General features: G+C 70.5%; 24 protein-coding genes. 8 read left to right on the top strand and 16 right to left on the bottom strand.

The features are described 5' to 3' along the window. Position 1: 1 nt before the first annotated feature. The 3 genes from OIE13_RS11565 to OIE13_RS11555 form a co-directional block, all read right to left on the bottom strand. Entirely contained in the window at positions 2-1,528 is a 1,527-nt protein-coding gene (locus OIE13_RS11565; protein ID WP_326640232.1) for an SDR family oxidoreductase, read from the bottom strand. A 62-nt stretch (positions 1,529-1,590) separates the two neighbouring features. After that, a complete protein-coding gene (locus tag OIE13_RS11560) occupies positions 1,591-2,508 on the bottom strand; it encodes a helix-turn-helix domain-containing protein (protein ID WP_326640234.1) in 918 nt (305 codons plus the stop codon). A gap of 130 nt (positions 2,509-2,638) precedes the next feature. Next, on the bottom strand, positions 2,639-2,875 hold the full coding sequence (locus OIE13_RS11555; protein ID WP_326640236.1) for a DUF397 domain-containing protein: 237 nt from the start codon (positions 2,873-2,875) through the stop codon (positions 2,639-2,641). 229 nt (positions 2,876-3,104) lie between these two features. Here OIE13_RS11555 and OIE13_RS11550 point away from each other — a divergent pair, with 229 nt between their 5' ends. Further along, entirely contained in the window at positions 3,105-3,608 is a 504-nt protein-coding gene (locus OIE13_RS11550; RefSeq protein WP_326640237.1) for an ATP-binding protein, read from the top strand. Between the two features lie 164 nt (positions 3,609-3,772). Beyond that, complete coding sequence (locus OIE13_RS11545; RefSeq protein WP_326640239.1) at positions 3,773-4,594, top strand: SAM-dependent methyltransferase; 822 nt, start codon at positions 3,773-3,775, stop codon at positions 4,592-4,594. A 142-nt stretch (positions 4,595-4,736) separates the two neighbouring features. Here OIE13_RS11545 and OIE13_RS11540 read toward each other — a convergent pair whose 3' ends face one another. Next, the gene (locus OIE13_RS11540) at positions 4,737-5,417 is read right to left on the bottom strand and encodes a fasciclin domain-containing protein (protein ID WP_326640240.1); all 681 of its coding nucleotides are present in this window, start codon (positions 5,415-5,417) and stop codon (positions 4,737-4,739) included. Between the two features lie 210 nt (positions 5,418-5,627). Here OIE13_RS11540 and OIE13_RS11535 point away from each other — a divergent pair, with 210 nt between their 5' ends. Beyond that, positions 5,628-6,089 carry a PPOX class F420-dependent oxidoreductase gene (locus tag OIE13_RS11535; protein ID WP_326640242.1) on the top strand — a complete coding sequence of 154 codons (462 nt, stop codon included), beginning with the start codon at positions 5,628-5,630 and terminating at the stop codon, positions 6,087-6,089. Positions 6,090-6,115: 26 nt separating this feature from the next. Here OIE13_RS11535 and OIE13_RS11530 read toward each other — a convergent pair whose 3' ends face one another. After that, a complete protein-coding gene (locus OIE13_RS11530; protein ID WP_326640244.1) occupies positions 6,116-6,751 on the bottom strand; it encodes a hypothetical protein in 636 nt (211 codons plus the stop codon). 17 nt (positions 6,752-6,768) lie between these two features. On the opposite strand from OIE13_RS11530, the gene OIE13_RS11525 reads away from it, so the two are divergent. Then, on the top strand, positions 6,769-6,960 hold the full coding sequence (locus tag OIE13_RS11525) for a hypothetical protein (RefSeq protein WP_326829971.1): 192 nt from the start codon (positions 6,769-6,771) through the stop codon (positions 6,958-6,960). Positions 6,961-7,025: 65 nt separating this feature from the next. Here OIE13_RS11525 and OIE13_RS11520 read toward each other — a convergent pair whose 3' ends face one another. Next, entirely contained in the window at positions 7,026-7,955 is a 930-nt protein-coding gene (locus OIE13_RS11520; RefSeq protein WP_326829970.1) for an ROK family protein, read from the bottom strand. Positions 7,956-8,232: 277 nt separating this feature from the next. Between OIE13_RS11520 and pgm the strand changes: the two genes are divergently transcribed. Beyond that, positions 8,233-9,876 carry a phosphoglucomutase (alpha-D-glucose-1,6-bisphosphate-dependent) gene (gene pgm, locus OIE13_RS11515; RefSeq protein ID WP_326640250.1) on the top strand — a complete coding sequence of 548 codons (1,644 nt, stop codon included), beginning with the start codon at positions 8,233-8,235 and terminating at the stop codon, positions 9,874-9,876. Between the two features lie 69 nt (positions 9,877-9,945). On the opposite strand, the gene OIE13_RS11510 is transcribed toward pgm, so the two are convergent. Together OIE13_RS11510 and OIE13_RS11505 are read right to left on the bottom strand one after the other, a co-directional pair. Further along, a complete protein-coding gene (locus tag OIE13_RS11510) occupies positions 9,946-10,491 on the bottom strand; it encodes a hypothetical protein (protein ID WP_326640251.1) in 546 nt (181 codons plus the stop codon). Between the two features lie 345 nt (positions 10,492-10,836). Beyond that, positions 10,837-11,523 (bottom strand): DsbA family protein, encoded by a 687-nt coding sequence (locus OIE13_RS11505; protein ID WP_326640253.1) that lies wholly within the window; start codon positions 11,521-11,523, stop codon positions 10,837-10,839. 245 nt (positions 11,524-11,768) lie between these two features. On the opposite strand from OIE13_RS11505, the gene OIE13_RS11500 reads away from it, so the two are divergent. Together OIE13_RS11500 and OIE13_RS11495 are read left to right on the top strand one after the other, a co-directional pair. After that, positions 11,769-13,298, top strand: coding sequence for a glycoside hydrolase family 3 protein (locus OIE13_RS11500; protein WP_326829969.1), 1,530 nt, complete (start codon positions 11,769-11,771; stop codon positions 13,296-13,298). A 300-nt stretch (positions 13,299-13,598) separates the two neighbouring features. Further along, a complete protein-coding gene (locus OIE13_RS11495; RefSeq protein ID WP_326640256.1) occupies positions 13,599-14,492 on the top strand; it encodes a MurR/RpiR family transcriptional regulator in 894 nt (297 codons plus the stop codon). Between the two features lie 123 nt (positions 14,493-14,615). Here the strand turns inward: OIE13_RS11495 and OIE13_RS11490 are convergent, their stop codons facing one another. From OIE13_RS11490 to OIE13_RS11455, 8 genes are all read right to left on the bottom strand, one after another. Then, positions 14,616-15,764 carry a serine hydrolase domain-containing protein gene (locus OIE13_RS11490; protein ID WP_326640258.1) on the bottom strand — a complete coding sequence of 383 codons (1,149 nt, stop codon included), beginning with the start codon at positions 15,762-15,764 and terminating at the stop codon, positions 14,616-14,618. Positions 15,765-15,813: 49 nt separating this feature from the next. Continuing rightward, positions 15,814-16,725, bottom strand: a complete 912-nt coding sequence (gene murQ, locus OIE13_RS11485) for an N-acetylmuramic acid 6-phosphate etherase (protein WP_326640260.1) — start codon at positions 16,723-16,725, stop codon at positions 15,814-15,816. A gap of 128 nt (positions 16,726-16,853) precedes the next feature. Beyond that, positions 16,854-17,723 carry a GNAT family N-acetyltransferase gene (locus OIE13_RS11480; protein ID WP_326829968.1) on the bottom strand — a complete coding sequence of 290 codons (870 nt, stop codon included), beginning with the start codon at positions 17,721-17,723 and terminating at the stop codon, positions 16,854-16,856. A gap of 32 nt (positions 17,724-17,755) precedes the next feature. After that, on the bottom strand, positions 17,756-18,766 hold the full coding sequence (locus OIE13_RS11475) for an ABC transporter ATP-binding protein (protein WP_326640263.1): 1,011 nt from the start codon (positions 18,764-18,766) through the stop codon (positions 17,756-17,758). Further along, the gene (locus OIE13_RS11470) at positions 18,763-19,896 is read right to left on the bottom strand and encodes an ABC transporter ATP-binding protein (protein WP_326640265.1); all 1,134 of its coding nucleotides are present in this window, start codon (positions 19,894-19,896) and stop codon (positions 18,763-18,765) included. Before OIE13_RS11470 ends, OIE13_RS11475 begins: the two co-directional genes overlap by 4 nt. Before the next feature lie 3 nt (positions 19,897-19,899). Beyond that, complete coding sequence (locus OIE13_RS11465; protein WP_326640267.1) at positions 19,900-20,802, bottom strand: ABC transporter permease; 903 nt, start codon at positions 20,800-20,802, stop codon at positions 19,900-19,902. 64 nt (positions 20,803-20,866) lie between these two features. After that, the gene (locus OIE13_RS11460) at positions 20,867-21,874 is read right to left on the bottom strand and encodes an ABC transporter permease (protein ID WP_326829967.1); all 1,008 of its coding nucleotides are present in this window, start codon (positions 21,872-21,874) and stop codon (positions 20,867-20,869) included. A gap of 6 nt (positions 21,875-21,880) precedes the next feature. Continuing rightward, positions 21,881-23,695, bottom strand: a complete 1,815-nt coding sequence (locus OIE13_RS11455; protein ID WP_326640271.1) for an ABC transporter substrate-binding protein — start codon at positions 23,693-23,695, stop codon at positions 21,881-21,883. Between the two features lie 758 nt (positions 23,696-24,453). Here OIE13_RS11455 and OIE13_RS11450 point away from each other — a divergent pair. After that, complete coding sequence (locus OIE13_RS11450) at positions 24,454-25,152, top strand: neutral zinc metallopeptidase (protein ID WP_326640273.1); 699 nt, start codon at positions 24,454-24,456, stop codon at positions 25,150-25,152. Positions 25,153-25,590 lie beyond the last annotated feature (438 nt).

Raw genomic sequence — 25,590 nt, 5'->3', positions numbered from 1 at the left:
CTCAGCTGCGGACGGCGTCCTCGAAATCGCGGCGCGGGACGGCGCCGGGGGCGTGGCCCTCCCCCGGCGGCGACACCTCGGCGCGCTCGGCGGTCGCAGCCACGTTGCGCAGCATCCGACCGAAGATCAGGGTGTGCAAGGGGGTGACCGCCCACCAGTAAAGATGCCCGGCCAGGCCGCAGGGGTGGAAGATCGCCCGCTGGCCGTAGACGGTCTCGCCCCGATGTTCGAGCACTCGCAGCTCCAGCCAGGCGACGCCGGGCAGGCGCATCTCCGCGCGCAGCCGCAGCAGACGTCCCCGCTCGACCTCCTCCACCCGCCAGAAGTCGACCGAGTCGCCCACCCGGAGCCGCCGGGGGTCGCGGCGCCCCCTGCGCAGCCCCACCCCGCCGGCCAGCCGGTCGAGAAAACCGCGCAGGCGCCAGGCGAGGGGCAGCGAATACCAGCCCATCTCACCGCCGATCGCCTCAATGACGGTCCAGAGAGCCTCCGGGGAGGCGTCGAGGCGGCGGGCCCGCGCGTCGAGGTAGAGGCTGCCGCCCGCCCAGGCGGGGTCGGTGGGCAGCGGGTCGCTCGGCGCGCCCGGGGTGGAGGCCGAGGACCAGCGGGTGAGGACCTTGGCCTCCCTGACCCGCTGGAGGGCGAGCTCGATCGCCCTTCTCAGCCCGACCAGGCCGCCCGGCGGGTCCTCCACATAGCGGGCGATTTCGTGCTCGGCGCAGACCGCCTCGTTGCGCAGCGACTCCACCAGCGGGCGGGCCAGCCCGGCGGGAACCGGGGTGACCAGCCCCACCCAGTGGCTCGACAGGCCGGGGCTGAGCATCGGGACCGGGATGATCAGCCGGCGGGTCAGTCCGGCGACCTCGGCGTAGACCCGCATCATGTCGGCGTAGGTCAGCACGTCCGGACCACCGATGTCGAAGGGCCGGTTCACCTCCTCCTCGACATCGGCCCAGGCCACGAGGTAGCGCAGCACGTCGCGGATCGCGATGGGCTGCGTCCTGGTGCCGACCCACCGCGGCGTCGTCATCACGGGCAGCCGCTCGGTGAGGTAGCGGAGCATCTCGAAGGAGGCGGAGCCGGAACCGATGATGACCGCCGCCCGCAGCACCACAGCGGGCACCGGGGAGCGCAGGAAGATCTCCCCCACCTCGGCGCGGGAGCGCATGTGCGGCGAGAGCTTCTCGTCAGGGGCCAGGCCGCCGAGGTAGACGACCCGGCGGACCCTCGCGCGCTCGCACGCGGCGGCGAAGACGGTGGCCGCCTCGCGGTCGGCGGCGGCGAAGTCGCTCCCCCCGCCCATCGTGTGGATCAGATAGTAGACCACGTCGATGCCCTCGAGCGCCTCGTCCGCCCGCTCGGCGTCGGCCGCGTCCGCCTGGGCGACCTCGACCCGGGAGATCCACGGCTGGTCGCGCAGGCGGTGCGCCGAGCGTACCATGCAACGGACCTCGTGACCCGCGTCCAGCAACTCGGGAACGAGCCGCCCTCCGATGTATCCGGCCGCGCCGGTCACGAGACATCTCACTCGACCATCTTCGTACGACCCCACCCGGCGGTCGCGGCCGGGCCCGGCTCACCGCTTCCGGCTCACAGCCGCCGCCGCAGGTCCTCGCGGATTCCCAGCAGGATCTCGCGGGTGCGCGTGGCCGGTTCGGCCTCGATGCACAGGCGCTCCATGACCTCCAGGTAGCTGTCGACGTGGTCACGCTTCTCCAGGTAGACGGCGCTGGTCAGCTGCTCCAGGTAGACCACGTCGGGCAGGTCGGGCTGGGCGAACCGCAGGATGCTGAAGGGCCCCCCGGCCGCGGCGTGCCCGCCCACGCTGAAGGGCACGATCTGGACTGTCACTTTGGGCAGTTCGAGCGCCTCCAGAATGTGGTCGATCTGCTCGCACATCACCTGGATCCCGCCGAGCGGGCGGCGCAGCACGGCCTCGTCCAGCACGGCCCACAGGTAGGGCGGTGCGGAGCCGCGCAGCAGCCGCTGGCGCGCCATGCGCAGCCGCACCCGGCGATCCAGCTCCTGCGGGGAGGCGGAGGGGAAGCCCAGCTGCACCACGGCCCGCGCGTAACCCTCGCTCTGCAGCAGCCCCGGCACGAACTGGACCTCGTAGTTGCGGATGCCGCTGGCCGACTCCTCCAGACCCACGTACGTCTCGAACCAGCTGGGCAGCACGTCGTTGTAGTTGTGCCACCAGCCGGCGAGGTTGGCCTTCTCGACGAGGGACAGCAGCGGCTCCCGCTCGTTCTCGCTGGTCACGCCGTACAGGGTGAGCAGGTCGGCGACGTCCCTGATCCGGAAGCTGACCCTGCCGTGCTCCATGCGGCTGACCTTCGAGTGCGAGGCCCGGATGGCGCGCCCCGCATCCTCCAGGGTGATGCCCCGGTGCTCGCGCAGGCGGCGAAGCTGTGCTCCCAGGACGATCCGCAGCACCGTGGAACTGTCCCTCGGCACGGCCATGGGTGTTGGAACGACCGGCTGACCGTCGGCGTGAGGTGTGATCATCTACAGTCCTTTGGGCACGGAACGCGAGCCTGTTCCCACTTCCTTGTGGCGATCGCGACCTTTCACAGTACTCCGCTCGCCAAACCCGGACCATAGAGAATTTTAGTTTTCAACCATCCCCCGCCGACGGTCAGGTGATCAGGTCGTCGAACTCCCCGCCCTTCACCCCTCGGACGAAGGCGTCGGCCTCCCGGCGCGTGTAGATCAGCGCGGGCCCATCGGGATCGCGGGAGTTGCGCATCGCGACCCTGCCATCGGGGAGTTCCGCGAGCTCAACACAGTTGCCGCTGGGGTTGCTGAAGTGGCTCTTTCGCCAGACGATGCCGCCCATCAGGGCTGCCGACATGCCGTTGTACAGCTGGTTCATCCTCGCCTCTCACCGATTAGGGAGGGAAACAACAACACGAGCATAGAGCTTTTTGTGCAGATGCACGTGCATCTGTACTTGCCTATGCACATTACGGCGTGCAAGATGACTATACGGATCGCCCTTGCCGCACGATCGCCCACCCCCAAGGTCGTCGATGACTGGTTGCCAGAGACACGAAGCCACACCCATCCGAGCTGAGATCGGAGGGTGGGAACGGTGGTTGTCGATGCTCGATCACCTACTGCCCCCGAGCGGCCTGCCCCCCTGGGCCGGCGGCGAGGGCCACGTCGACCGGCTGCAGATGGCCGTGCGTAGCTTTCGCCACGACCCGTACGCCGCGCGGACCGCCCGCGAGTTCACCGCCGGCGCCCTGCGCGCCTGGGAGCTCGAGCAACTGATCGACGACACCGGTGTCGTGGTCTCCGAACTCGTGACCAACGCCGTGCGTCACGGCACGCGGGGCGTCCCGCACTCCCGGGCCTGCCCCGAGGTCAAGGTGATCCTCTGCCACACCGAACGCTCGATGCTGTGCGCGGTCACCGACCCCAGCGACCAGGAGCCCTGCCTGCGCGAGCCCGACTACGAGGCGGAGAGCGGCCGGGGACTACAGGTGGTCGACGGCGTCAGCGAGATGTGGGGCTGGGCTCCCCTGGAGACCCGCGGCAAGGCGGTGTGGGCGGCCTTCGCCCTCCCGGGAAGAGGGAAACGCCACCTGGAGGCCTGCCACTGACCACGACGCGGTCCGTCACCGGCGAGACGGAGCCCAACCGGAGCGCAGACGGCCGGGTACCGAGAAGATGCCCCCAGAAGGGATTATCCACCGGAAACACGGCACACCGCGGCCGGAAAGCCGATAATGTCCGCTGAAAACCGCACCGCCGGACGGAGGACATCATGGGGCCGCCACAGCCTGAACGCCTCAGGTTCGACCCCACGATCCCGAACGCGGGCCGGATCTCCAACTACTTTCTGGGCGGCAAGGACAACTTCGCCGCCGACCGCGACGCCGCACGGGTGGCACTCGAACTGGCCCCCGAACTCCCCGCCTTGTCGAGGGAGGGACGCAGGTTTCTCGGCCGCGTCGTGCGGTTTCTCGCCGAGACCGGCATACGCCAGTTCGTCGACATCGGCTGCGGCCTGCCGACCCAGGGCAGCGTGCACCAGATCCTGCATGGCATCGCTCCCGACGCGCGGGTCGTCTACGTCGACAACGACCCGATGGTCGTCGTCCACGCCCAGGCCCTCCTGAAGGAGGACAGCCGGGCCACGGTCATCGAAGCCGACGCCCGCGACCCGGAAGGCCTCCTGGCCCATCCCGACCTCACCGGCATGATCGACCTCGACCGGCCCGTGGCGTTCCTCCTCTTCTCGTTCCTGACCGACCTCCCGGACGACGCCGAGGCCGCGCAGGTCACGGCCACTCTGCGGAAGGCCATGGCCCCTGGCAGCCACATGGCCATCTCCCACGCGGTCTCGGACCTGTGTCCGGAAAGAACCGCGAAGCTCGCCGACCTCTATCAGGACCGCGGGTCGATCACCGGGCCCCGCCGCGCGAACCTACGGACCAGAGCCGAGGTCGAGCCTTTCCTCGACGGGTTGAAACCGGTCGAGCCGGGCCTCGTCTACATCACCCAGTGGCGACCGGAGGGCGAGGTGCCCCACCGGCCGGACTCCATCTGGGTCGTCGGCGGAGTGGGCCGCAAGGACGAATCCTGACCGTGTCGCCCGTTCCCCTGTCGGACGCGCAAAGAACGGCCGGGGAGCGGGCACGAGACGGCCACGGCTGAGGGGCGCCCCCCGTGAGCACCCCTCCTCCGGTCGGATCACGGCTCGGGCCGCCGGATCGCGACCACCACGATCACTCGGGCTTGAGCACCCCGTCGATGAGGTAGACGACGGCGTTGGAGGTCTGAATGTCGCCACAGACGACCTTGGCGTCGTTGACCGTGTAGTCCTCACCGGAACCCTTGACCTTCAGCGTGCCCCCCTCCATCGTGGTCAGTTCGCCCTCAGCGAGGTCCTGCGGAGTCTTCTTCCCCTCGACGACGTGGTGGCCCAGGAGCTTGGTCAGCTTCTCCTTGTCGCCCATGATCTTGTCGAGCTTCTCCTTCGGAATCTTGTCGAAGGCGGCGTTGGTGGGCGCGAACACCGTGATGTCCTTGGCGGAGTTGAGCTTCTCGGTCAGACCGGCCTGCTCGATCGCCTTGGACAGCGTGGACAGGTCGGGGCTGGAGGCGATGGCGGTGGCGACCGGCTGCGTCGCCATCTCGCTGGGGCTTCCCGCCCCGCTGGTGGGCAGGGACGCGCAGCCGGGGCCAAACGGCTCCGTCATCACGCCCGACGGCTCGGGCGACCCGCTCTCGCCGGGCATCATGGATTCCGTGGGTGCGGGGCTCTCCGTCGGCGGGCTGGGGGCCATGTCCGTCGGAACCGGCGTGGGAGAGGTGATGCGCGCGGGGGCGGCGACCGCCTGCGCTGCGGGAACGGCGGTCAGGGCGAGCACCGTCAGGGCCGATGCCAGAAGAGACTTCTGCTTCACGGTTATCTCCTTGATTGGACGGATGAGCCATCGGGGTCCGTCGGCCGGTTCCCGAGCCACTCATGTGCTGTATTGGAGATCAATTCCCTGAGATTTGGCGCTAAATGCCCCATTAGAAGACTCTTGACCACATATCTTCCGAGAAAGAGGGCCATTTTCCATCCGGCAGAGCGTTAATTCAGACGCGCCGTATCCCCGTACAGTGGGGGCATGAGCCCGAAGATCGCGACCAACGAGGTCGTCTCACGCGACCGGCTTCTGGATTTCCTCCGTGATCGCCACCGCGCGCTGGTCATCACGACGCGGCGCGACGGCAGGCCACAGGCATCCCCGGTGACCTGCGGCGTCGACGCCGAGGGCCGCATCGTGGTGTCCACCTACCCCGAGCGCGCCAAGGCCTCGAACGCCCGCCGTGACCCCCGGGTGAGCGTCGTGGTCCTGTCGGAGGACTTCGACGGCCCCTGGGTGCAGGTGGACTGCACGGCCGAGGTCCTGGACCTGCCCGACGCCCTCGAACCCCTGGTCGACTACTACCGGTCGATCTCCGGCGAGCACCCCGACTGGGACGAGTACCGTGCGGCCATGACCCGGCAGGGCAAGTCGCTGCTGCGCCTCACCCCCGAGCGCTGGGGCCCGATCGCCACGGGAGGCTTCCCCGCCCGGCTGGCCTGAGCATCACCTCGGGTCGGTACGGGCCCCTACCCCAGCTTCACGGTGATCTCTCCACCGAGCCGGAAACCGCCGGTCAGCTCAAGGTCGTCACCGCTCCAGAACCGGCCGGGGTCGTACCAGTTCGGCCTGCGGCCGCCGGGCAGGAGCCCCATGGCCTCGTAGGTGACCGCGACGACCTCGGCGCAGTAGGCGCTCTCCAGGGCGCTCTCCCCCGTACCCCGCTTGAAGATCTTGGGCACCCGCCCCTTCATCCAGCGACCGGCGAGCCTGGCCGTCGACGGGAACGGCGTGCCGTCCAGCCGGGCGACGGTGCGCAGGACGGCGTCCTCCATCTCTCGGGTGGTCTGCGGCTCCAGCTGCCTCAGCCAGCCGCGCTGGCCGTATCTGGTGGCCCAGACCGTGACCGCCTCCTGCAGGTCGTGCAACTGGACGCCGCGCTGGTGGGTCCCAGACCACAGGTCGGGCAGGGACCGGCCCAGCTCGGCGTGCCACATCATGGGGGGCATGTCGTCGATGACCACCGACATGCCGACGTGGTTCACGGGGCTGTTCGTCATGGTCTGGATGGCTCGATCGGGCACCGTTCGGCCGCGGAACAGCCACACGTCGCCGGTGCGGGTCAGGTTGACTGCCTCATCGAGGCTGATGCTCTTGCCGGACATTCCGCTAGCGTAGGCACATGCGATGGTGGAAGGTAATCGGTCTGGCAGGTGTCGCAGGTGTCGCGGCCACGGGGGTGGTGATCGCGCGAGCCGAGCGCCGCCGGCAGGCCTACACCCCCGATGAGATCCGCACCCGCCTCCGCGCCCGTCTGGAGGAGTCCTCCCAGGACGACCCCAAGGCCGTCGCCCCCGCCGACCAGGTCCCCTGACCGTTCGGCCGCGACCGTCCGGGAATCAGCCGAAACGGATCGCGGCCGGTGGACGGCCGGTGGGCTCATCGGTTCTCCTTGAGGACCAGGGCCGCGGCGCCGTACAGACCGGCGTCGCGTTCCAGACGGGTGCGCTCGACGTTCAGGCGGCGCAGGAAGCCGAGGCCCGCCTGTTTGGCGACCGCCTGGCGCAGCGGGGTGAGCAGGGTCTCGCCCGCCCCGAAAACGCCGCCTCCGATGACGACGTCGTCGATGTCGAAGAGCGCCGCCGTGCTGAGGATCGCCACGGCCAGCGCGTCGGCGGCTCGTTGGAAGGCCATCTGGGCGACGGCGACCCCCCGCGTGGCGTCGGCCGAGAGCGTGCGGGCGTCCGGGGGCATGCCGGGGTCGCCCCAGCCGTTGGCCAGCGCCCAGCGGACCATGCTGGGGCCGCTGGCGATCGTCTCCAGGCAGCCGATCGCTCCGCAGGGGCAGAGCTCGCCATCACGGTCCACGGAGATGTGCCCGATGTGCCCGGCGTTTCCTGTCGGTCCCAGGTACGGCACGCCGCCGAGAACCAGCCCGCCGCCCACTCCGGTGGAGACCACGATGCCCAGCAGTGCCCGGGAGCGCGAGCCGTGGCCGCCCCGCCACCACTCCCCCAGCGCCATGCACTGCGCGTCTCCGGCGAGCCTGACGGGGAGGCCGGGAAGGAGCTCGCTCACCGTGCCGACCAGCGGGAAGTCACGCCAGGAGGGGATGTTCACCGGGCTGACCGTGCCGGCGACGGCGTCAAGGGGGCCCGCGGAGCCGATGCCGACCCCGCTCAGCTCTCCGGCGCCGGTGCCGGTGCCGGCGTCCGCGCCGACACCTCGGACCAGTGAGACCAGCGAGACCAGCGTCGCCGCGGGGTCGTGGCCGACCGGCAGCTCCGCCCTGCGGACCATGGTGCCGTCCGGCCGGACCAGCGCGGCGGCGAACTTGGTGCCGCCGATGTCGATCGCGAGGGCGGTCACCGGCCGGCTCCGCCGGCGCGCCGGGGCACGGGGGGATGGCAGACGGCCACCGTGACCACCACGTGGCGCAAGGGGATCCTCCGCTGGTCAATGGAACAAAGGGTACGTTCCCCCGGCGATCGGGCAAACAGGCTGAAGGTATGACGGTATTGACAATGTTGTCAACGACACGCGGGAGTGCGGAGCCCCGGTCCGCCACAGGAGCCGGACAATTTGCGAAAACTGTCCGCTTCAAAGGTGGATACGGTTAGCTCAGGAGTGACGTGAGGAGACTGTGATGACGCACGAACGCGCGGGACAGCCCGCCGGACCGTCCGATCTGGTCGATGTGGCGCACCTGGTGACGTCCTACTACGCCCTGCACCCCGATCCGGGCGAAGTCGGCCAGCGAGTGGCGTTCGGGACATCGGGACACCGGGGCTCCTCGTTGAACGTCGCGTTCAACGAGGACCACATCCTCGCGACCAGCCAGGCCATCGTGGAGTACCGGGCCGCCCAGGGCGTCGACGGCCCGCTGTTCCTCGGTGCCGACAGCCACGCGCTGTCGGAACCGGCCCGGGTTTCCGCGCTGGAGGTCTTCGCGGCCAACGGGGTGACGGTAATGATCGACAGCCGGGACGGCTACACCCCGACACCGGCGGTCTCCCACGCGATCCTGACCCACAACCGGGCGCGTACCGCGGGACGCGCCGACGGCGTGGTGGTGACCCCCTCGCACAACCCACCCGGCGACGGCGGCTTCAAGTACAACCCGCCGCACGGCGGCCCGGCGGACACCGACGCCACCACGTGGATCCAAGACCGGGCCAACGCGCTGATCGCCGGAGGCATGAAAGAGGTCAGGCGACTCCCGTACACCAAGGCGCTGGCCGCCGACACGACCGGCCGTTACGACTTTCTCGGCCAATATGTGGACGACCTGCCCTCGGTGCTCGACCTTGACGCCATCCGGGAGGCGGGGGTGCGCATCGGCGCCGACCCGCTGGGCGGGGCAAGCGTCGCCTACTGGGGGGAGATCGCCGAACGGCACCGGCTGGACCTGACGGTCATCAACCCGCTGACCGATCCGACCTGGCGGTTCATGACGCTTGACTGGGACGGCAGGATCCGGATGGACTGCTCGTCGCCGTACGCGATGGCCTCGCTCATCGCCAACCGCGACGCCTTCGACGTCTCCACCGGCAACGACGCCGATGCCGACCGGCACGGCATCGTCACCCCCGACACCGGGCTGATGAACCCCAACCACTACCTCGCCGTGGCCATCTCCTACCTCTACTCCCACCGGCCCGGCTGGCCCGCGGACGCGGGGATCGGCAAGACACTGGTCAGCAGCCGGATGATCGACCTGGTGGCCGCGGATGAGGGCAGGCGGCTGATGGAGGTCCCCGTCGGGTTCAAGTGGTTCGTCCCGGGCCTGCTGGACGGCTCGCTGGGCTTCGGCGGCGAGGAGAGCGCCGGAGCATCGTTCCTGAGGCGCGACGGTGAGGTGTGGACCACCGACAAGGACGGCCTGATCCTGGCGCTGCTCGCCTCGGAGATCATCGCGACCACCGGCCGTTCGCCGAGCGAGCACTACGCCGACCTGGTGGCCAGGTTCGGCGACCCCGCCTACGCCCGCGTCGACGCCCCCGCGACCCGGCAGGAGAAGGCGGTGCTCGCCAGGCTCTCGGCCGAGCAGGTCACCGCCGGCACCCTCGCCGGGGAGACGATCACGCAGGTGCTCACCTCCGCCCCCGGCAACGGCGCCGCCATCGGCGGACTCAAGGTCTCCACCGAGAGCGCCTGGTTCGCCGCCCGGCCCTCGGGCACCGAGGACGTGTACAAGATCTACGCCGAATCCTTCAGGGGAACCGAGCACCTGGCACAGGTCCAGCGGGAGGCACGCGACCTGGTCTCGGCGTCTCTGCGCGGGCGGTGACGGGGTGGATCCGTCCGGTGCCCCCCGGGTGAACGCTTTGTAGATCGCCGGCAGCCGGGCCGCGCGCTCCTACGGTCCCCGCCCGCGGGGGCCTCGATCGCGCGGCCCGGCGCCCAGCCGCCAGCAGCGCAGGGCCACCCAGCACCCGGACCCGACGCCGATCAGCGCGGCCAGGGCGTACACCACGCCGATGGTCGTATCAGAGGTGTAGCCGTTGCCGGCGACGAGGACGGCCATGAGCAGCGCGGCCAGCAGCCCCGCACCCGCGCCTCCCACGACGCCGAGCGCCCCCGCTCCCAGCGCGCGCGACAGCCGGCCCCTGCTGCGGGGCACCGGCACCATGACGGTCATGATCCGGCCAACGACGAGGGCGGGGTCGTCGTCGATCCCGCCGGCGGCGAGCTGGACGGTCACCCCGCCCCGCTCCGGCTCGCTCAGGCAGATCCACTGGCGCTCGTCAAGGAAGACGGTGGCCCCGCCCGCACCGGGAACGATCAGCCACAGAAACGGCGTGCCTTCGGGAAACGCCCTGACGCCGTGGCGTGCCGTCGGGGCGTGCAGGTCGAGCGCGGCGCCGAGGGCTCGCAGCGCCACCTCCTGGCCGGATTTACCCACGGCGGCCTCCCTCCCCCATCCCTTCGTAACGCAAGGCGCGGCGGTCGCCCCGCTGCCCGCCTGGCCCAGGGGCCCGGCGGACAGCGGTCAGGTGGGGCTCTCGCGGGGGGACCTGCCATGGGGGCGGACCCCAGCGGGGGAACCGTCCACGACGGAGATGCCGCCGATCCCGCTCCCGCCATGAACCTCGGCAGCGCGGCACCGGCGAACCTCACGCTCCATCACACTCGGGGGCCTGCCCTCAGGCAGGGGCGACGAACACGATGGGGCATGTCGTTCGCGAAAGAACGGGCTATTTCTCCGTAAAGGGCGGCGAGGACGCTGGGCGAGAGGCCCAGCCCCGCGCTAGGGGGCCTCCTGGAAGGTGCGGGGAGCCGCCCGATCCGTTACCCGCTTGAGCTCGAAGAACGCCTCCTCGGTGGCGAGCACCTTGAACGCGTCCCAGAGCCGCCCGGCCCGCTCACCGACCGGGATCTCGCTGATGACCGGGCCGAACTGCCCGGCGTGCCCGTTCACCGAGATGGTCGGGACGCCGATCAGCGACTGGTTCCGCTTCCCGGCCGGCACCAGGGCGTGCGAGGCATGGATCGCGTCGTCCCAGGTGGCGTCGGTCCTCGCGGCGAGAAGCCCGGCGGGCAACCCGGCGTCGGCCAGCGCGGCGGCGATCACCGATGCCAGGCCCTCCATCGCGGCCCGCCAGTCGGTGAGGCCGCCGTCGGCGGCGCGGGACCGCTGGAACAGGCCGTCCTCTCCGTGATAGCGGATGCCGAGCGCGGTGTAGAGGTCACCGACGGCGACGTTCCCCACCGTCTCGCGCGCCGCCGCGAACACCCGGATGGTGCCCCGGCCGAGTTCGACGATCTCGCGGTACTCCTCGGCCATCTCCTGTTTCTCGTTGAGCACCGCCAGGCTCATCTCCCGCCAATTGATCGTGATGGGACGTACCTTGCCCACCTCCACGATCCAGCGGGAGGTGATCCAGGCCCAGGGGCAGCCGGGATCGAACCAGAAGTCGACCAGATCCTCGCTCACGGCGATCCTCTTTCCTCGGAAGTCCTCATCCCAGGATGGGACCTCAACCACGATGAAGGTCAAGAGCGAACACCACTCGGCGGCCGCCGGCGCCGACAGCGTGGATCTCGATCGAGAGAGTGATAAAAAGCTACTTTCATAGCAGTCACTGTGAAGAAAAGTACCATCAATGGGTAACCTGCTCTGAGACGCCCTTCTCCACCGACCTGTCCGAAGACGCCTCCCTCGACCGAGAAGGTGACCGCATGCCCCACCGCAGCCCCGACCTGGCCCGGCTGGCCATGACCGTCCTCCAGCCGGGCTTCGACGGCACCGAGCCTCCCGGCTGGCTGCGCCGCGCGCTCGGCGAGGAGGGCCTCGGCGGGACCGTGCTGTTCGCCCGCAACCTCGCAGGCCCCGCCCATACGGCCGATCTCGTCGCCCGGTTACGCGCGGAGAACCCCGCCGTGGTGGTCGCGGTGGACGAGGAGGGCGGGTCCGTCACCCGGCTGCAGGCCACGACGGGCAGTTCATGGCCGGGCAACCGGGCGCTGGGCGTGGGTGACGACGTCGAGCAGACCCGGCTGGTCGCCCAGGAGATCGGCCGTCTCCTCGCCGCGGCCGACATCACCCTCGACTACGCCCCGGTGGCGGACGTCAACGCCAACCCCGCCAACCCGGTGATCGGCGTCCGCTCCTTCGGGCCGGACCCAGAGCTGGTCTCCAGGCACACCGCGGCCTGGATCCTTGGACTCCAGGGCGCCGGGGTCGCCGCCTGCGCCAAGCACTTCCCCGGTCACGGCGACACCCACACCGACTCCCACCGGGCCCTGCCGACCGTGCACGCCTCCGCAGAGCTCCTCGCCGAGCGTGATCTGCCACCCTTCCGCGCCGCGGTGGCAGCCGGAGTACGGGCCGTCATGTGCGGGCACCTGCTGGTCCCCGCCCTCGACCCGGACAACCCCGCGACGCTGAGCCGACGGATCATGACCGGGCTGCTCCGCGAGGAGATGGGATTCGACGGCATGATCGTCACCGACGCCATCGAGATGCGCGCCGTCGCCGCTCTGCACCCGCCGGGGGAGATCGCGGTCCGTGCCCTGGCGGCGGGGGCCGACGCGATCTGCGCGGGCATCTCCTCCCCCGGCGGCGAGAACGTCCACGAGCTGCGCGACGCCATCGTGGACGCCGTACGGGAGGGCAGGCTCATCGAGGAGCGGCTGGCCGAAGCGGCCTCGCGCGTGCTGGCCCTGTCCCGCTGGTACGCCGCGAGCGGCGCCGCGGAGGCCCGAACGGCCCGGAACACCGCGCGGGCGTGGGGCGGGCATGACCCGGGAGACGAGGACCTCGGCCTGCGGACCGCCCGCGCGGCCATGCGCGTGGTCGGCACCCCACCCGTGCTCTCCGGACCACCGCTGGTCGTCGACATCGCCCCTCGGCTGAGCCAGGCGGTCGAGCCGGGCACGCCCACCGGCCTCATCGGCGCCTTCACCGAGCTGATGCCGGGCACCACCGGGCACATCGTCACCGTGGAGACACCCGAACCGCCCGAGCTGTCCGGCCCCGGCGACGAGGGACGCCCGCTGGTCCTGGTGGTACACGACGCCTGGCGCCACCCCTGGGTCAGGGATCTGCTGGCGCGGGCCACCGTACTACGCCCCGACGCCGTCGTGGTCGAGACCGGAATGCCCGGCGAGCCCACCGGAGCCGTGTACGTGACCACCAACGGCATCTCCCGGGCCTCGGCCCGCGCCGTCGCCCACTGGCTGACCGGCGGCCGGCGGCCGACGGGCTGACTCCTGACCCGAAAGGCACTCGTTGACCTCCTCCCCACGGCTGAGGCCGAGGGATTCCCACCCTCACGGGCCGGGCCTCCCGCCTCACCGGCAACCGCCCGCCCAGCCTGAGCCGGTCAGGCCCCACGCCACCTCCACAGGCGTTTCGTCTCTCCGCCGGCCCGACGGCGAAAGCAGCACACGCCATGTTTCGGTAGCTTGGTTGTCGCCACTGCCGAAAACCCCACAAAACCATTCGGCACCGCGCCGCCTTTCCTCCCCAGAACCAGAGCTCGGGGTCTCCACGCTCAAGGAGATTTGATGAACGTCCTCGACGGCCCCACCCCCGTGAACCTGGTGGCCACAGTGAGAGCCGTCCTGCCCTCGCTCACCCCCGCGGCCCAGGCCATCGCCCGCCTCATACTCGACGACCCCGGCATGGTGGCCCGCAGCACCATCACCGAGTTCAGCGCGGTCTCCGGGACGAGCGAGGCCACGATCGTGCGTACCGCCAGGGCCCTGGGCTTCGCCGGATACTCCCAGCTGCGCTTCGCGCTGGCCGCCGCGGTGGCCAGGGACCAGCCCGAGCGGCTGGTCCCCGGTGACCTCGGCCCCGACGATCCACTGACCGACGTGATCGCGAAGGTGGCCAGGGCCGAGGCGGAGGCGCTGGCCGACACCGCGGCGCAGCTCAACCCCGACCGGCTGGGCGCGGTGGTGGAGGCACTGATCGCGGCGCGCAAAATCGACGTCTACGGAGTCGGTGCCTCCGGGCTGGTGGCGGCCGACATGGCGCAGAAACTGATGCGGATCGGCCTGCCCGCCCACGCCTTCACCGACGCGCACCTGGCACTGACCAGCGCGGCACTGGTACGGGCGGACGACGTCGCGGTGGTGGTGAGCTGCACCGGTGAGACCCCCGACGTGCTCGCGCCCCTGCGCGTCGCGCAGCGGGCGGGTGCGACCACGGTGGCCATCACCAACAACCCCCGCTCCTCCCTGGCCGAGCTCACCGACCACGTCCTGGTCTCGGCCGGCAGGGAGACGGTCTTCCGCCCGGGGGCGCTGGCCAGCCGGATCAGCCAGCTTCTGATCGTCGACTGCATCTTCGTCGGCATCGCGCAGCGCACCTTCGAGGCCTCGGACGCCGCGCTGCGGGCCACCAGGGACGCCATCGACGGCTTCAGAACCGACCACCGCCGCCGGGGCAGGTAGGGGCCGCCCCTCCGCGGCGAGGGCGGAACGATCGCACGATCGGGGTCCGGCGTCCACGCGGGCTCAGGACACGCGGGCTCAGGACACGCGGGCTCAGGACACGCGGGCTCAGGACACGCGGGCTCAGGACAGGCGCAGGGCCTCGATGGCGACGGCGTTGCGCAGGTCGCGAATGCCCGCGCGGCCGCGCAGCGGGTGAACGTTGTTGGTCAGCAGGACGACGGCGAGGGCACGTCCTGGGTCGACGACGAGCGAGGTGCCGGTGAAGCCGGAGTGGCCGTAGGCGTCGGCGAGCGGGCCGACGATCGCGGGGTCGCCGATGCGCACGCCCAGGCCATGCCGGAAGTCCGTGCCCTCGACGCCGTGGTCGCGGGTGATCTCGGCGACCGTGGCGGGGCGCAGCATCGGCGCGCCCCCGGTACGCAGCGTCTCGGCGAAACGCAGGAGGTCGTCGGCGGTGGAGAAGATCCCCGCGTGCCCGGCGACCCCGCCCAGGCCGTGCGCGGTCTCGTCGTGGACCTCGCCGCGCACGCATCCGGGCCCCGGGCGCTCGGGCTTGTGCTCGGTGGCGACGATCCGGGGCAGCAGGGACGCGGCCGGACGGTAGCCGGTGTCGGACAGGCCCAGCGGGCCGGTGATCCGAGCGCGGGCGAGCTCGTCCAGGGGCGCCCGCCCGGCGATCTCCGCCACCCGGCCGGCCGTGATCAGCCCGACGTCGGAGTAGAGGTAACGCCCGCCCGCGGGGCCGATCGGCGACGTCGAGAGAATCCGCGCCATCCGCCTGGCGTGGACCTTGGGGCCGCTACCGGGGATTTCCTCGTGGGCCCTGCGGCCCGGTGGCAGGCCCGCGGTGTGGGTGAGCAGGTGCCTCAAAGTGACCTCGGGGGCGCCGCCGTAGCAGGCGGGCAGCCAGGCGGCGACAGGCTCGTCCAGGCCGAGGCGGCCCTCCTCGACCAGTGACAGGATGACGGCGGTCGTGAAGAGCTTGGTGACCGAGGCGAGATCGAAGATCGAGTCGCGCCGGGCGGGCGGCCGGTCGGCGGCGAGCTGCTCCGAGGCCGACGAGTAGCGCACGTTCTCCCCCACCGCCGCGGCGGCCACCGTGACACCGCCGACGGCGATCGCGGCCACCGCCGCCGAACAGACGCGCGGCACCGCCGCCCCCAGAATCCCGGCGAGCCCGGCCCCCTCTCGGCGAACGGACACCGCCGCAGATTTCATCGCCGTTCCGGGAACCTCGGCGAGCCTGCCCTCCTCCCCGGAAACAGACACCGCCGCGGACTCCACCGCCGGAGGGCGGTCAGGAGGGTCCACCGGAGGTTCAGGCACCCCGGACCCCCTCCAGTGCCGCCTCCAGACGGTCGCCGTGCCGCTCCAGCAGGACCCGCGCGCCGTCGGCGTCGAGGCCGTGCTCGATCATCAGCACCGCGACCTTCACGTGCCACTCGGCCGCCTCCAGCGCGGAGCGGGAGGCCGGCAGGGCGGCCCCGGTGATGTCGCTGACCATCCGGGCCGCCCGGTCGGCCAGTTTGGAGTTCATCGCCGACACTTCGATCATGGTGTTGCCGTAGGTACGGCCCAGCCTGACCATCGCGATCGTGGAGATCATGTTGAGGACCAGCTTCTGCGCGGTCCCCGCCTTGAGCCTGGTGGAGCCGGTAACCACCTCCGGGCCGACGACCACCTCGATGGGGTGCAGCGCGGCCGCCGACAGCGGGGTCGCGGCGTTGCACGACAGTCCCACGGTCAGCGCGCCGCGGCGGCTCGCCTCGGCGAGGGCGCCGAGCACGAAGGGCGCACGGCCGCTGGCGGAGACGCCCACCACCGAGTCGAGCGCGCCCACCTCCCTCTCCCCGAGGGCGGTCGCTCCCTCCTGCCGGTCGTCCTCGGCACCCTCGACGGAACGGGTCAGCGCGGGAGGACCTCCCGCGATGACGCCCTGCACGAGTTCGGGATCGGTGCCGAAGGTCGGCGGGCACTCGGAGGCGTCCAGCACCGCCAGCCGGCCCGACGTCCCCGCGCCCACGTAGAACAGGCGGCCGCCCGCCTTCATCCGGGCGGCGATCGCGTCGATCGCGGCCGAGATCTCCGGGATCGACGCGGCCACCGCCGCGGGCACCGTGGCGTCCGCGGCGTTCATCAACCGGGCCACCTGCTCGGTTGGGAGCAGGTCGATCCGGTTGTAGCGAGGATCGCTCTGTTCGGTGGAAAGCGTGGGAAGCGAATCACTCATGGCGTCCAATGTCATTGGAGTTCCTGTCTCGCTATCGTCAAGTAGCTGATCTTTTGACAATGAGGGCGTTGTAGGCTTATGTCCGGCTTGAGCGAGACTCATCGGGCCGCACCAGCGGGCGGGGGCCGTCACCGCAGGTCACGGCGGTAGAGCCAGAAGACCCGCTCGGCGTGCGCACCGGCCGCCCGGGCGTAGAAGTGCAGCGGCCCCACCCAGCCGATCTGGGTGCTCGACATGCCCGCGGCCCGCTGCTCGGCGAGGCAGCGGCGCAGGAGCACGCGGCCGACGCCCAGGCCCCGCGCGGCCGGCGCGGTGCCCATCGGGCCGAACCAGGTGGGCCTGGCACCCCACGCCGCGAAGCCGAGGACCTCCCCTTCCCTGACGGCGTAGTGGCAGCCGACGGCCTGCTCCGCCTCCCACGCCCAGTTACCGTTCCACCGCTCCCCGACGAAGGCCGACAGTGCGGCACGGTCCCCGGGGGCGGCGGCGTGCACGGTGACCCCCAAGCCCGCCAGCCGCGCGATGTCGGCGTCGACGGACAGGTCGCCGGTGAGGTCGGCGGTCATGTTCCAGGCGACGTCGTAACGCTCGTAGCCGAGACTCTCCGCCAGGCAGGCCGCCTCGGTGTAGCGCACGTCGATGCCGGGCCAGGCGTAGGCGGGCGGGTTGCCCGCGAGGCGGACCTCCGTCGCCCCCTGGCCGCGCAGCCAGTCCTCGGCCGCGGCGAGCAGTGCCCGGCCGAGCCCCGCCCCCCGGGCCTCGGGACACACGGCGAACAGGTCGACGTGGCCCGCGTGCGGGTCGCGCGCCGACATGGAGGCGAACACCACACCGTCGAGGTCGCCTGTCACCAGCGCCGTCCAGCACCGGTACTCGGGCGGCGCGGCCAGCCTGGCCACCAGGCTCGCCGCCTCCCCGGTGTCCAGGGTGAGCGCGGCCCCGGCGATCCCGGCGAGCGCCGCCGCGTCGGCCGCGACGGCCTCGCGGATCCCGGACACCTCATGCGTCCCTGGCCCGTTCCCCAGCGGGTTCACGACCGGCCTACCGGCATGGCGACGACGTTGCGGGGGATGGGATGGAAGCAGGCATGCTCCTGGGGCGTGTCCCCGCCGTGACCGAGCACCGGATGCTCGGACTCGCAACGACCGGTGCGGAAGGGGCAGCGGCGGGCGAACAGGCAGCCCGCGTCGTGGCGGCTCTCGTCGAGCGCCGCTGCCGGCGTCACCGGCTGCTCGCCGGGCCGCTCCAAGCCGTGCAGCACCGGGATGGCCGACAGCAGCGACTGGGTGTACGGGTGCACGGGGCCGGAGATGATCGTCTCGACATGGCCGCGCTCGACGACCTGCCCCCGGTAGATGACGTACAGCTCACCGTCGTCGCCGATGTAGCGGGCGGTCGCCACGTCGTGGGTGATGAACAGCACGCTCACCCCGAGTCTCTCGCGCAGGTCCTTGAGCAGGGCCAGGATGCCGAGCCGCAGCGATACGTCGATCATGGAGACGGCCTCGTCCGCGACGAGCATCTCGGGATCGACGGTGAGGGCGCGGGCGATGACGAGCCGCTGGCGCATGCCGCCGGAGAGCTGGTGGGGGTAGCGGGGAAGCACGTAGTCGGGGTCGAGCCCGACCAGTTCCAGCAACTCCCTGGCGCGCCCGTCCGCCCATGACCGTGAACGGCCGGTCTGCCCTGCCCGCAGCGACAGCGGCGCGTCCAGCGTCTGGTGCACGGTGCGGGTCGGGTTGAGCGCCGAGTAGGGGTCCTGGTGGATGAGCTGGATGCGGCGGAAGTACGGCTCGCGCTGCCGCGGGCGCAGCGACGACATGGGCGTGCCGTCAATGGTGATCTCTCCGGAGTCGTGACTCTCCAGCCCGGCGATGATCCGTCCGAGCGTCGTCTTGCCGCAGCCGGACTCACCGATGAACGACGCCGCCCCGCCCTTCGGGATGGCGAAGTCGACGCCGCGCAGCGCCTTCACCTCCCGTCCGGCGAGCACACCGCCTCGCTGTTTGAAGGTCTTTGTGATTCTCTGCCCGGTGATCACGCCTTCTCCCCCCTCGTGCCCGCGTCGCCGGCGGCGACGGCGTGGCAGGCCACGATCCGCTCGCCGCGCGAGACGGCGGGCGGCTCCTCGGTCTCGCAGATGTCCATGCGCAGGTCGCAGCGCTCCCTGAAGACGCATCCCCTGGGGGGAACGGTCCCAAGCGTCGGCGGGCGGCCGGGCAGCGCCCTGGCCTCCCCGATGTCGCCGACCAGACGCGGGATGGCCCGGATCAGGCCCTGGGTGTAGGGGTGGCGGGGCGCGCCGAGCACCTCGATGGTCGGTCCCTGCTCCACCACCCGGCCGCCGTACACGACGACCAGCCGGTCCGCGACCTCGGCCGCCACGCCGAGGTCGTGGGTGATGATGAACGTGGTGAGCCCGCGCTCCTCGTGGACCTCCCGGATGATCCGCAGGATCGTGGCCTGGGTGATCATGTCGAGCGCGGTGGTGGGCTCGTCCAGCACGACGAGGTGGGCGTTGAGCACCAGCGCGAGCATGATGCCGACCCGCTGGCGCATCCCGCCCGACAGCTCGTGCTGGTGGGAGTCGAGCACTCGCGCGCCGTCCATGCCCATCCGGCCGAGCAGGTCCTTGGCATCCCTGACCAGCGCTCGCAGGTCCCGGATCTCATGTGAGCGTCCCAGGTCAAGCAGTTGCTTGCCGACGGTCTTGAGCGGGTTGAGGGAGTTCTGGGCGGCCTGGAAGACATATCCGATGTGCCGGCCCCTCGCCCTGCGCAGGTCGTCGCCCCGCAACCCGGTGACGTCGCCGAGGCCGTCTATCTCCACGCTGCCCGACCTGATCCTGCCGGGCGGCTGGACCGCGTTGAGCAGCGACAACGCCAGGGTGGACTTGCCGGACCCGGACTCGCCGACCACCCCGGTGATCGTCCCGGGCAGTAGCTCCAGGTCGATCCCGGACACGGCGGGCAGTTCCCCCGCCCCCGTCCGGTAGACGACGGACAGGTCCCTGATCCGCACTCCCGGCGGCCCGCTCGTCTCCACGTCACGGGTGCCCGCGGCTCCGCCGGTGTTCCGGGCGACCTCGACGCTCCGGTCGCTCCGGACGCCCACGGCGGCGGACAGCCGCTCGCCCGGTGTCATGGACACCTTCTCAGCAGGTACGAACATCGGTCACTCCTCCCGCAGCCGGGGGTTGAAGATCTCGTCCATGGCGTCGACGACGAGGACGATGCCCAGGGTGAGCAGCAGGATCGCCAGCAGTGGCGCCAGCATGTACGGCAGCGCGGTGGTCGTCGTCAGCGCGCCGCCGCCGAACACCGCGAGGTTGAGCATGACCCCCCAGTTGTTGGCGTCGAACGGCAGGACCCCCAGGAAGAACAGACCCACCTGCGCGTACACCGCGCCGGTCACCGCGATGAGCGTGTTCATCGCGATGAAGGGGGCCATGCTGGGCAGCAACTCCCTGCCGATGATGTGCCTGGTGGACAGGCCGAGCCCTCTGGCCGCCTCGACGAAGCCGCGCTCGCGCAGCGAGAGGGTCTGCGCCCGTACGGCGCGTGCCACCCCGCCCCAGCCGAGGAACCCGAGCACCAGCCCCATCTCGATCGCGCTGGTGAACTTCCAGATCGTCGACAGGACCAGCAGCAGCGGGAGTGCGGGGATGGTCAGCTTCATGTCGGTGATCCGCATGAGCACGGCGTCCCAGCGTCCGCGCCTGAACCCGGCGAACAGTCCGATGGCGGTGCCCAGGGCGACCGTGATGACCGCGGTGACCAGGGCGGTCAGCAGGACGTACCGTGCCCCGGTGATCACCAGGGCGAGCACGTCCGTGCCCTCGAAGTCGGTGCCGAAGGGGTGCGCCCAGCTGGGCGCGGCATAGAGCGCGTTGTCGTCGCGCGGCAGCCGCTCGGGGTAGAGCAGCGGCCCGAAGAGGCCCATGAACGTGAACACGCCCAGGATGACCACACCCATCATCCGGCTGGGCTTGCGCCGCAGTGCCCGCCAGACGCCGCGCCGGAAGTTACGTCGCAGCGTCGCGCGGGTGTTGCCCCCGGCGATGGTCGGGGCGGTCATGCGATCTCCCCCACCGGCCGCCCGCCCGGGAGGCGGTGCCTGTCGGCTGTCGTGATTCGCCCGTTCATGAAGCCTCCTGTCCGGAGCGGACCCGTGGGTCGATCGCGGTGTAGAGCATGTCGGCCACGATGTTGGCGATGACGATCGCCACTGTGATCAGCAGGAAGGCCCCGCCCATCAACGTGTAGTCGCGGTCGGTGATGCTGTTGAGCAGCAGCAGACCCAGCCCCGGGTAGGTGAAGATCCGCTCGATGAAGATCGCGCCGCCGAACAGCAGGCCCAGCGAGAGCGCCAGGATGGTGAAGAGCGGCAGGATCGCGTTGCGTGCCACGTAGCGGAAGATGAAGCCTCGCTTCAAACCACGCAGCTCGGCGGCGAGGATGAAGTCGTCGCCCAGCACGGTGACCACGCTCGACTTCATCGCCAGGATCCAGCCCCCGTAGCCGGCCAGCGCGTAGGTCAGCACCGGCATCGTGGCGTACTGGATCAGCGAGCCGACATAGGCGGCGTTGAGACCCGGCTCCAGCGTGACGTCGGCCGTGCCTCCGGTGGGGAAGATCGGCAGCAGGGTCGTGAAGACCGCGCTCAGCAGCAGCGCGAGGACGTACTGCGGCAGGCCGTGCAGGAGCGAGCCGGAGACGGCCAGGACGTCCCCCAGCTTGCTGGAGCGCTTGATCGCCGCGTATACGCCCATGATGATGCCGACCGCGAAGCTGAGCAGGGTGCCGACGAGGACCGGCAGGATCGTCCACGTGGCCGCCGAGGCAAGCAGTGTGGTGACCTCCGTGCCGGGGACGCTCAGCGACTGGCCGAGGTCGAGCCGGAGCAGTCCCTTCATGTAGTCGACGTACTGCTCCCACATCGTGCCCTTGGGCATGAAGCCGTACAGCACGGCGGTGGCGCGCTCGGCCTGGTCGGGCGACATGCCCTGCTCGACCAGCTTCTCGTAGCGGGCCCGCATGGGGTCGCCGGGAATGTTTCTGATGATCACGAAGCTGATCGTGGTGACCACCAGGATCATGACGAACCCTCGGGCGAGATGGCCCGCGAGGCGGCGTGCGATGACCGTCATATGTCGCTACTTCCTCTTGACCATGCCGAGTTGGAGCCAGACTCCCGCGGTGAGGCGCAGCGCTTCGCTGTCGTCACCGGGGAATCCACTGAAGCGCGTGGTGTTCACCACCTGCGTGTTGACGTAGTCCCACAGCTGGATCACCGGAAGGTCCTGGTTGGCGGCCCTGGCCAGGGTTGAGACGATCTTCCTCTGCTCCGCCTCCGGCGCGGAGTTCAGCTTGACCGTCAGCTCTCCGGGGTTGATCCTGCCCTCGCCCGCGAGGTCGACGGTCTCGGCACCACCCATCCAGTTGCCCTTGGTACCGGGGGCGACGTGCGTGAGTTTGCCGCCGAAGAGCTGCCAGCCGTTCTGGGCTCCGTACAGGCGCTGGTAGATGTTGTACGGGGCGGGCCCGAGCGCCACCAGCCAGAACCCGAGGTCGTACTTGCCCGCCGCCATCTCCTCCAGGTAGAGCGGGTAGTCGGCGGTGGTGACGACCTCGGCGTCGATGCCGGCGTCGTTGAGCTGGCTGGTGACGGCCTTCGCGCCGGCCAGCCAGTCGGAGAAGGACGCGGGCACGTTGATGGTCATCTTCCACGGGCTGCCGTCCGGCATCGTCCACCTGCCGTCCTTCTTCTTCATGCCCGCGGTCCGCAGCTCCCGCTCGGCCCTGGCGGGGTCGGTCCGGTACGGCTCCAGTGCGGCGAAGCCGTCACCCAGCCACGCCTTCGCGGCCTCCTGGTGCAGGCCCGAGGTGGTGACCGAGGCCGTGCCGCCCTCGGGGGAGGCGACCTTGGTGACCTGCTCGCGGTCGATCAGGTAGGCCAGCGCCCGGCGGACGTGCACGTTGTCGTATGGCTTCTTGGACTGGTTGAACGCCAGCGCCTCGCTGACCGGCGAGTAGCCCCTGACCACGGCGTTGCCCGGGGTCTGGATGATGCGCCTCATCACCCCGGCCGGGACCGCGGTGAACGGCGCGCTGTCCAGCCTGCCGGCTACCAGGTAGTTCCAGACCTGCTCGTTGCCCGTGTAGTTGAGGATGCGCACCTGGTCGGCGGCGACGTTGGCCGCGTTGTGGAAGTGCCTGTTCTTGACCAGCAACGCCTCGCCCGGGTTGACGCGCTTCAGGACGAACGGTCCTGCGGAGACGTCCTGGGCCGGAGCGAAGGAGATGACCTTCTCCGCGAGGCTGGTGATCCCGGCCCGTGCCGCCTCGGCCCCGGGGGCGTCGCTCTGCGCGACCTTCAGCCTCTCCCAGAAGTCGGCGGGCAGCACGCCGCCCCAGATGTGCTTGGGGACGATGACGGTCTCCATGACACCGCGGACGAAGGTGGAGCTCGGGTTCTCCGCCGTCTGGGTGATCTTGATCGTCCTGTCGTCCACGATCTTGATGTCGGAGGCCGCACCGGCCGCGGACGGGTCGAGGGCATAGGCGGTGCCGCCCTGGGTGTAGGCCAGGCCGATGGAGAACTTCACGTCCTCCGCGGTGATCGGCCTGCCGTCGGACCACTTCCCGTCCGGGTGGAGCCTGATGGTGATCGAGGACCGGTCCGGGGCGATCTGCCAGCTCTTCGCGACGCCCGGGTAGAACCGGTCCGGGTCCGTCAGGTGGTTCTTGGTCCACCCGAGCCACTCGGCGTTGTACCCGCGGAAGGCGTTGCCCTTGGGGTTGTACGGGTTGATCGGCGCGTTCGCGTCGATGCCCGGCTTGAGCGCGTCGATCGTGGTGAAGACGCCGCCCCCCACCGAGGCGGAGCTGTCGGCGCCGTTCGCGCCGCCGCAGGCCGCGGTGACGGCGGCGAGGCAGAGGGAGGCAGCTGCCGCTACTAGTCGCTTCATGAACGCTCCGTGGGGTGTTCTCCGAGGTCAGGGCATCTATGTGGGGGTATCCGGTGTTGTCCGGACCTTACGTTCACCTTGACGGTTGCGTCAATAAACTCCACTTCTATGGAACATTTTGTAGCTTTCCTTCATTCCCCGTTTACCCTTCGGGGCGCCGTCCCCGCGAGCCGGACGATCACTCCTTCGCCGGGGGACGCCTGCCCCGGCGAAGGAACGGGGGACGACGTAAGCCCGGAGGCGCCGAAGAACCGGACACCCGCGCCACCCGGGCAGGCGGCAGGCGGCAGGCGGCAGGCGGCAGGCGGCAGGCGGCAGGATCATGGCACTCGTCCCACTCCGTAGGAACCTGAGGAGTGGGACGACTTCAGCGAGTCCGAGCTGAGCTACGGGTGGCTCGCCGGGGCGGCCTGGACATCTCCCGCGGCGAGGCTCCCGAGCCCCGCCGGGTCGAACTCTCCACCGACCTCGTCGTCCGCGAGAGCTCCGCTCCCCCGCCGAGTCTCACCGGCGGCCCGCTGTGGTCGCCTCCGGAGCACCCCCACGGGAGCCCCCTGACGTCACCTCTGCTTCACACCGATTACGACGCGCCCCTAACCCCTCCAACTCCTGCGGCGAATTACCGCGATATTTCATGCAATCTCGCGATGACGCTTTTCTACCATTACCTTTTCCCATATGGTGGCTCTGCCCCGGAAAGCCCCTGAAAAATAAACCCTTACATCCGGTATGTGGCCACCAGTGACAGGGGAGAAGCCATGGCCGCTTCACGATGGAGAATCACTCGCCTCACACTCGTCTCGCTGCTCATCGGCGTTCTGATCGCGGGCCTCACCGGGACCACGACCGCCGCGACGAGCGGGAACGCCCCAGTGAGCGCCTCCGCCGCGAGAAACCTCGACGACATCAACCAGGACATTCGCAGCGCCCAGTACGTCGTCAATCGTTTCTGGGCCACACACTGGTCCGACTTCTTCCCCGGCTGGTATTCACCCCCGCGTGTTCTCGGCGGGTACGACGGCGCGCGGAGCAGTGTGCCGAGATGCCAGGGGTCTCCCCTTCCCGATGACAACGCCCTGTACTGCTGGCCGCCCTACGACTTCATCGCGTGGGACGTCGACCTGATGCGAATGGGATATCGGCAGGGGGACGCCTGGGTCTATCTGATCATCGCGCACGAATGGGGCCACGCCGTCCAGGCCCGCATTCCACGGAGGCTGCTGTCACGGCAACTCGAACTCCAGGCCGACTGCCTCGCCGGGGCGACCCTTTTCGGAGCCGCCGAGGACGGCATCCTGTTCTTCGAGACCGGCGACACCCAGGAGATCGCGGCGGCGCTGCGGCAGCACGCCGACGACACCCCCTGGACCGACGTGAGCGACCACGGCAACGCCTCCCAGCGCCTGAGCGCCTTCAACCGGGGCGCGCGCCGGGGCGTGGGGGGATGCTTCACCTGACGGGAGGCTCTCCCGAGACCTCGGCCACCCTCGCGAATCCGCCCGTTCGCGTACACCCGTTCGTGTAGGCCCGTTCGTGTAGGCCCGGCCCGCGCGCAGAGCTCGGCGGTGATCGTGTCGGCGTCGCCGGGGTAGAACTGTTCGGTTGGGCCCCGGAGCAGGCCGAGTTCCTCAGCGATCGGCGAGTGGAGGCCGTGCACCTCGTGGGGGCCGGGGCCTCCGGTGAGACACTGTGCCGGCTCATCGCCGACTTCGCCGGACGGCCCGTGCCGGTCGGCCCCGTGGAGGCGACCGCCGTGGGAAACCTGCTCGTCCAGGCCACGGCCGACGGCCGCATCGGCTCCCTTTCGAGATCGGCATCCGCGGCGGGTGACCAGGCGCCCTGGCCGAGCAGGTGCCGGTACCGGTACCGGCGTTGCACGCGCTGCCGGACGCGGT

The organism is Streptosporangium sp. NBC_01810, assembly GCF_035917355.1.
In the GTDB taxonomy this organism is placed as follows: domain Bacteria; phylum Actinomycetota; class Actinomycetes; order Streptosporangiales; family Streptosporangiaceae; genus Streptosporangium.
The sequence above is the reverse complement of the archived record's forward strand: the minus strand, read 5'-3'. Positions and strand labels throughout refer to the sequence as shown.

What these genes read in the sequence shown, in the direction of transcription:
- OIE13_RS11455 (WP_326640271.1), bottom strand. Translation starts at nt 23,695, where the DNA reads ATGAAGCGACTAGTAGCGGCAGCTGCCTCCCTCTGCCTCGCCGCCGTC.
- OIE13_RS11460 (WP_326829967.1), bottom strand. Translation starts at nt 21,874, where the DNA reads ATGACGGTCATCGCACGCCGCCTCGCGGGCCATCTCGCCCGAGGGTTC.
- OIE13_RS11530 (WP_326640244.1), bottom strand. Translation starts at nt 6,751, where the DNA reads ATGTCCGGCAAGAGCATCAGCCTCGATGAGGCAGTCAACCTGACCCGC.
- OIE13_RS11535 (WP_326640242.1), top strand. Translation starts at nt 5,628, where the DNA reads ATGAGCCCGAAGATCGCGACCAACGAGGTCGTCTCACGCGACCGGCTT.
- OIE13_RS11555 (WP_326640236.1), bottom strand. Translation starts at nt 2,875, where the DNA reads ATGAACCAGCTGTACAACGGCATGTCGGCAGCCCTGATGGGCGGCATC.
- OIE13_RS11550 (WP_326640237.1), top strand. Translation starts at nt 3,105, where the DNA reads ATGCTCGATCACCTACTGCCCCCGAGCGGCCTGCCCCCCTGGGCCGGC.
- OIE13_RS11525 (WP_326829971.1), top strand. Translation starts at nt 6,769, where the DNA reads ATGCGATGGTGGAAGGTAATCGGTCTGGCAGGTGTCGCAGGTGTCGCG.
- OIE13_RS11545 (WP_326640239.1), top strand. Translation starts at nt 3,773, where the DNA reads ATGGGGCCGCCACAGCCTGAACGCCTCAGGTTCGACCCCACGATCCCG.
- OIE13_RS11500 (WP_326829969.1), top strand. Translation starts at nt 11,769, where the DNA reads ATGCCCCACCGCAGCCCCGACCTGGCCCGGCTGGCCATGACCGTCCTC.
- OIE13_RS11495 (WP_326640256.1), top strand. Translation starts at nt 13,599, where the DNA reads ATGAACGTCCTCGACGGCCCCACCCCCGTGAACCTGGTGGCCACAGTG.
- OIE13_RS11470 (WP_326640265.1), bottom strand. Translation starts at nt 19,896, where the DNA reads ATGTTCGTACCTGCTGAGAAGGTGTCCATGACACCGGGCGAGCGGCTG.
- murQ (WP_326640260.1), bottom strand. Translation starts at nt 16,725, where the DNA reads ATGAGTGATTCGCTTCCCACGCTTTCCACCGAACAGAGCGATCCTCGC.
- OIE13_RS11465 (WP_326640267.1), bottom strand. Translation starts at nt 20,802, where the DNA reads ATGACCGCCCCGACCATCGCCGGGGGCAACACCCGCGCGACGCTGCGA.
- OIE13_RS11560 (WP_326640234.1), bottom strand. Translation starts at nt 2,508, where the DNA reads ATGATCACACCTCACGCCGACGGTCAGCCGGTCGTTCCAACACCCATG.
- OIE13_RS11450 (WP_326640273.1), top strand. Translation starts at nt 24,454, where the DNA reads ATGGCCGCTTCACGATGGAGAATCACTCGCCTCACACTCGTCTCGCTG.
- pgm (WP_326640250.1), top strand. Translation starts at nt 8,233, where the DNA reads ATGACGCACGAACGCGCGGGACAGCCCGCCGGACCGTCCGATCTGGTC.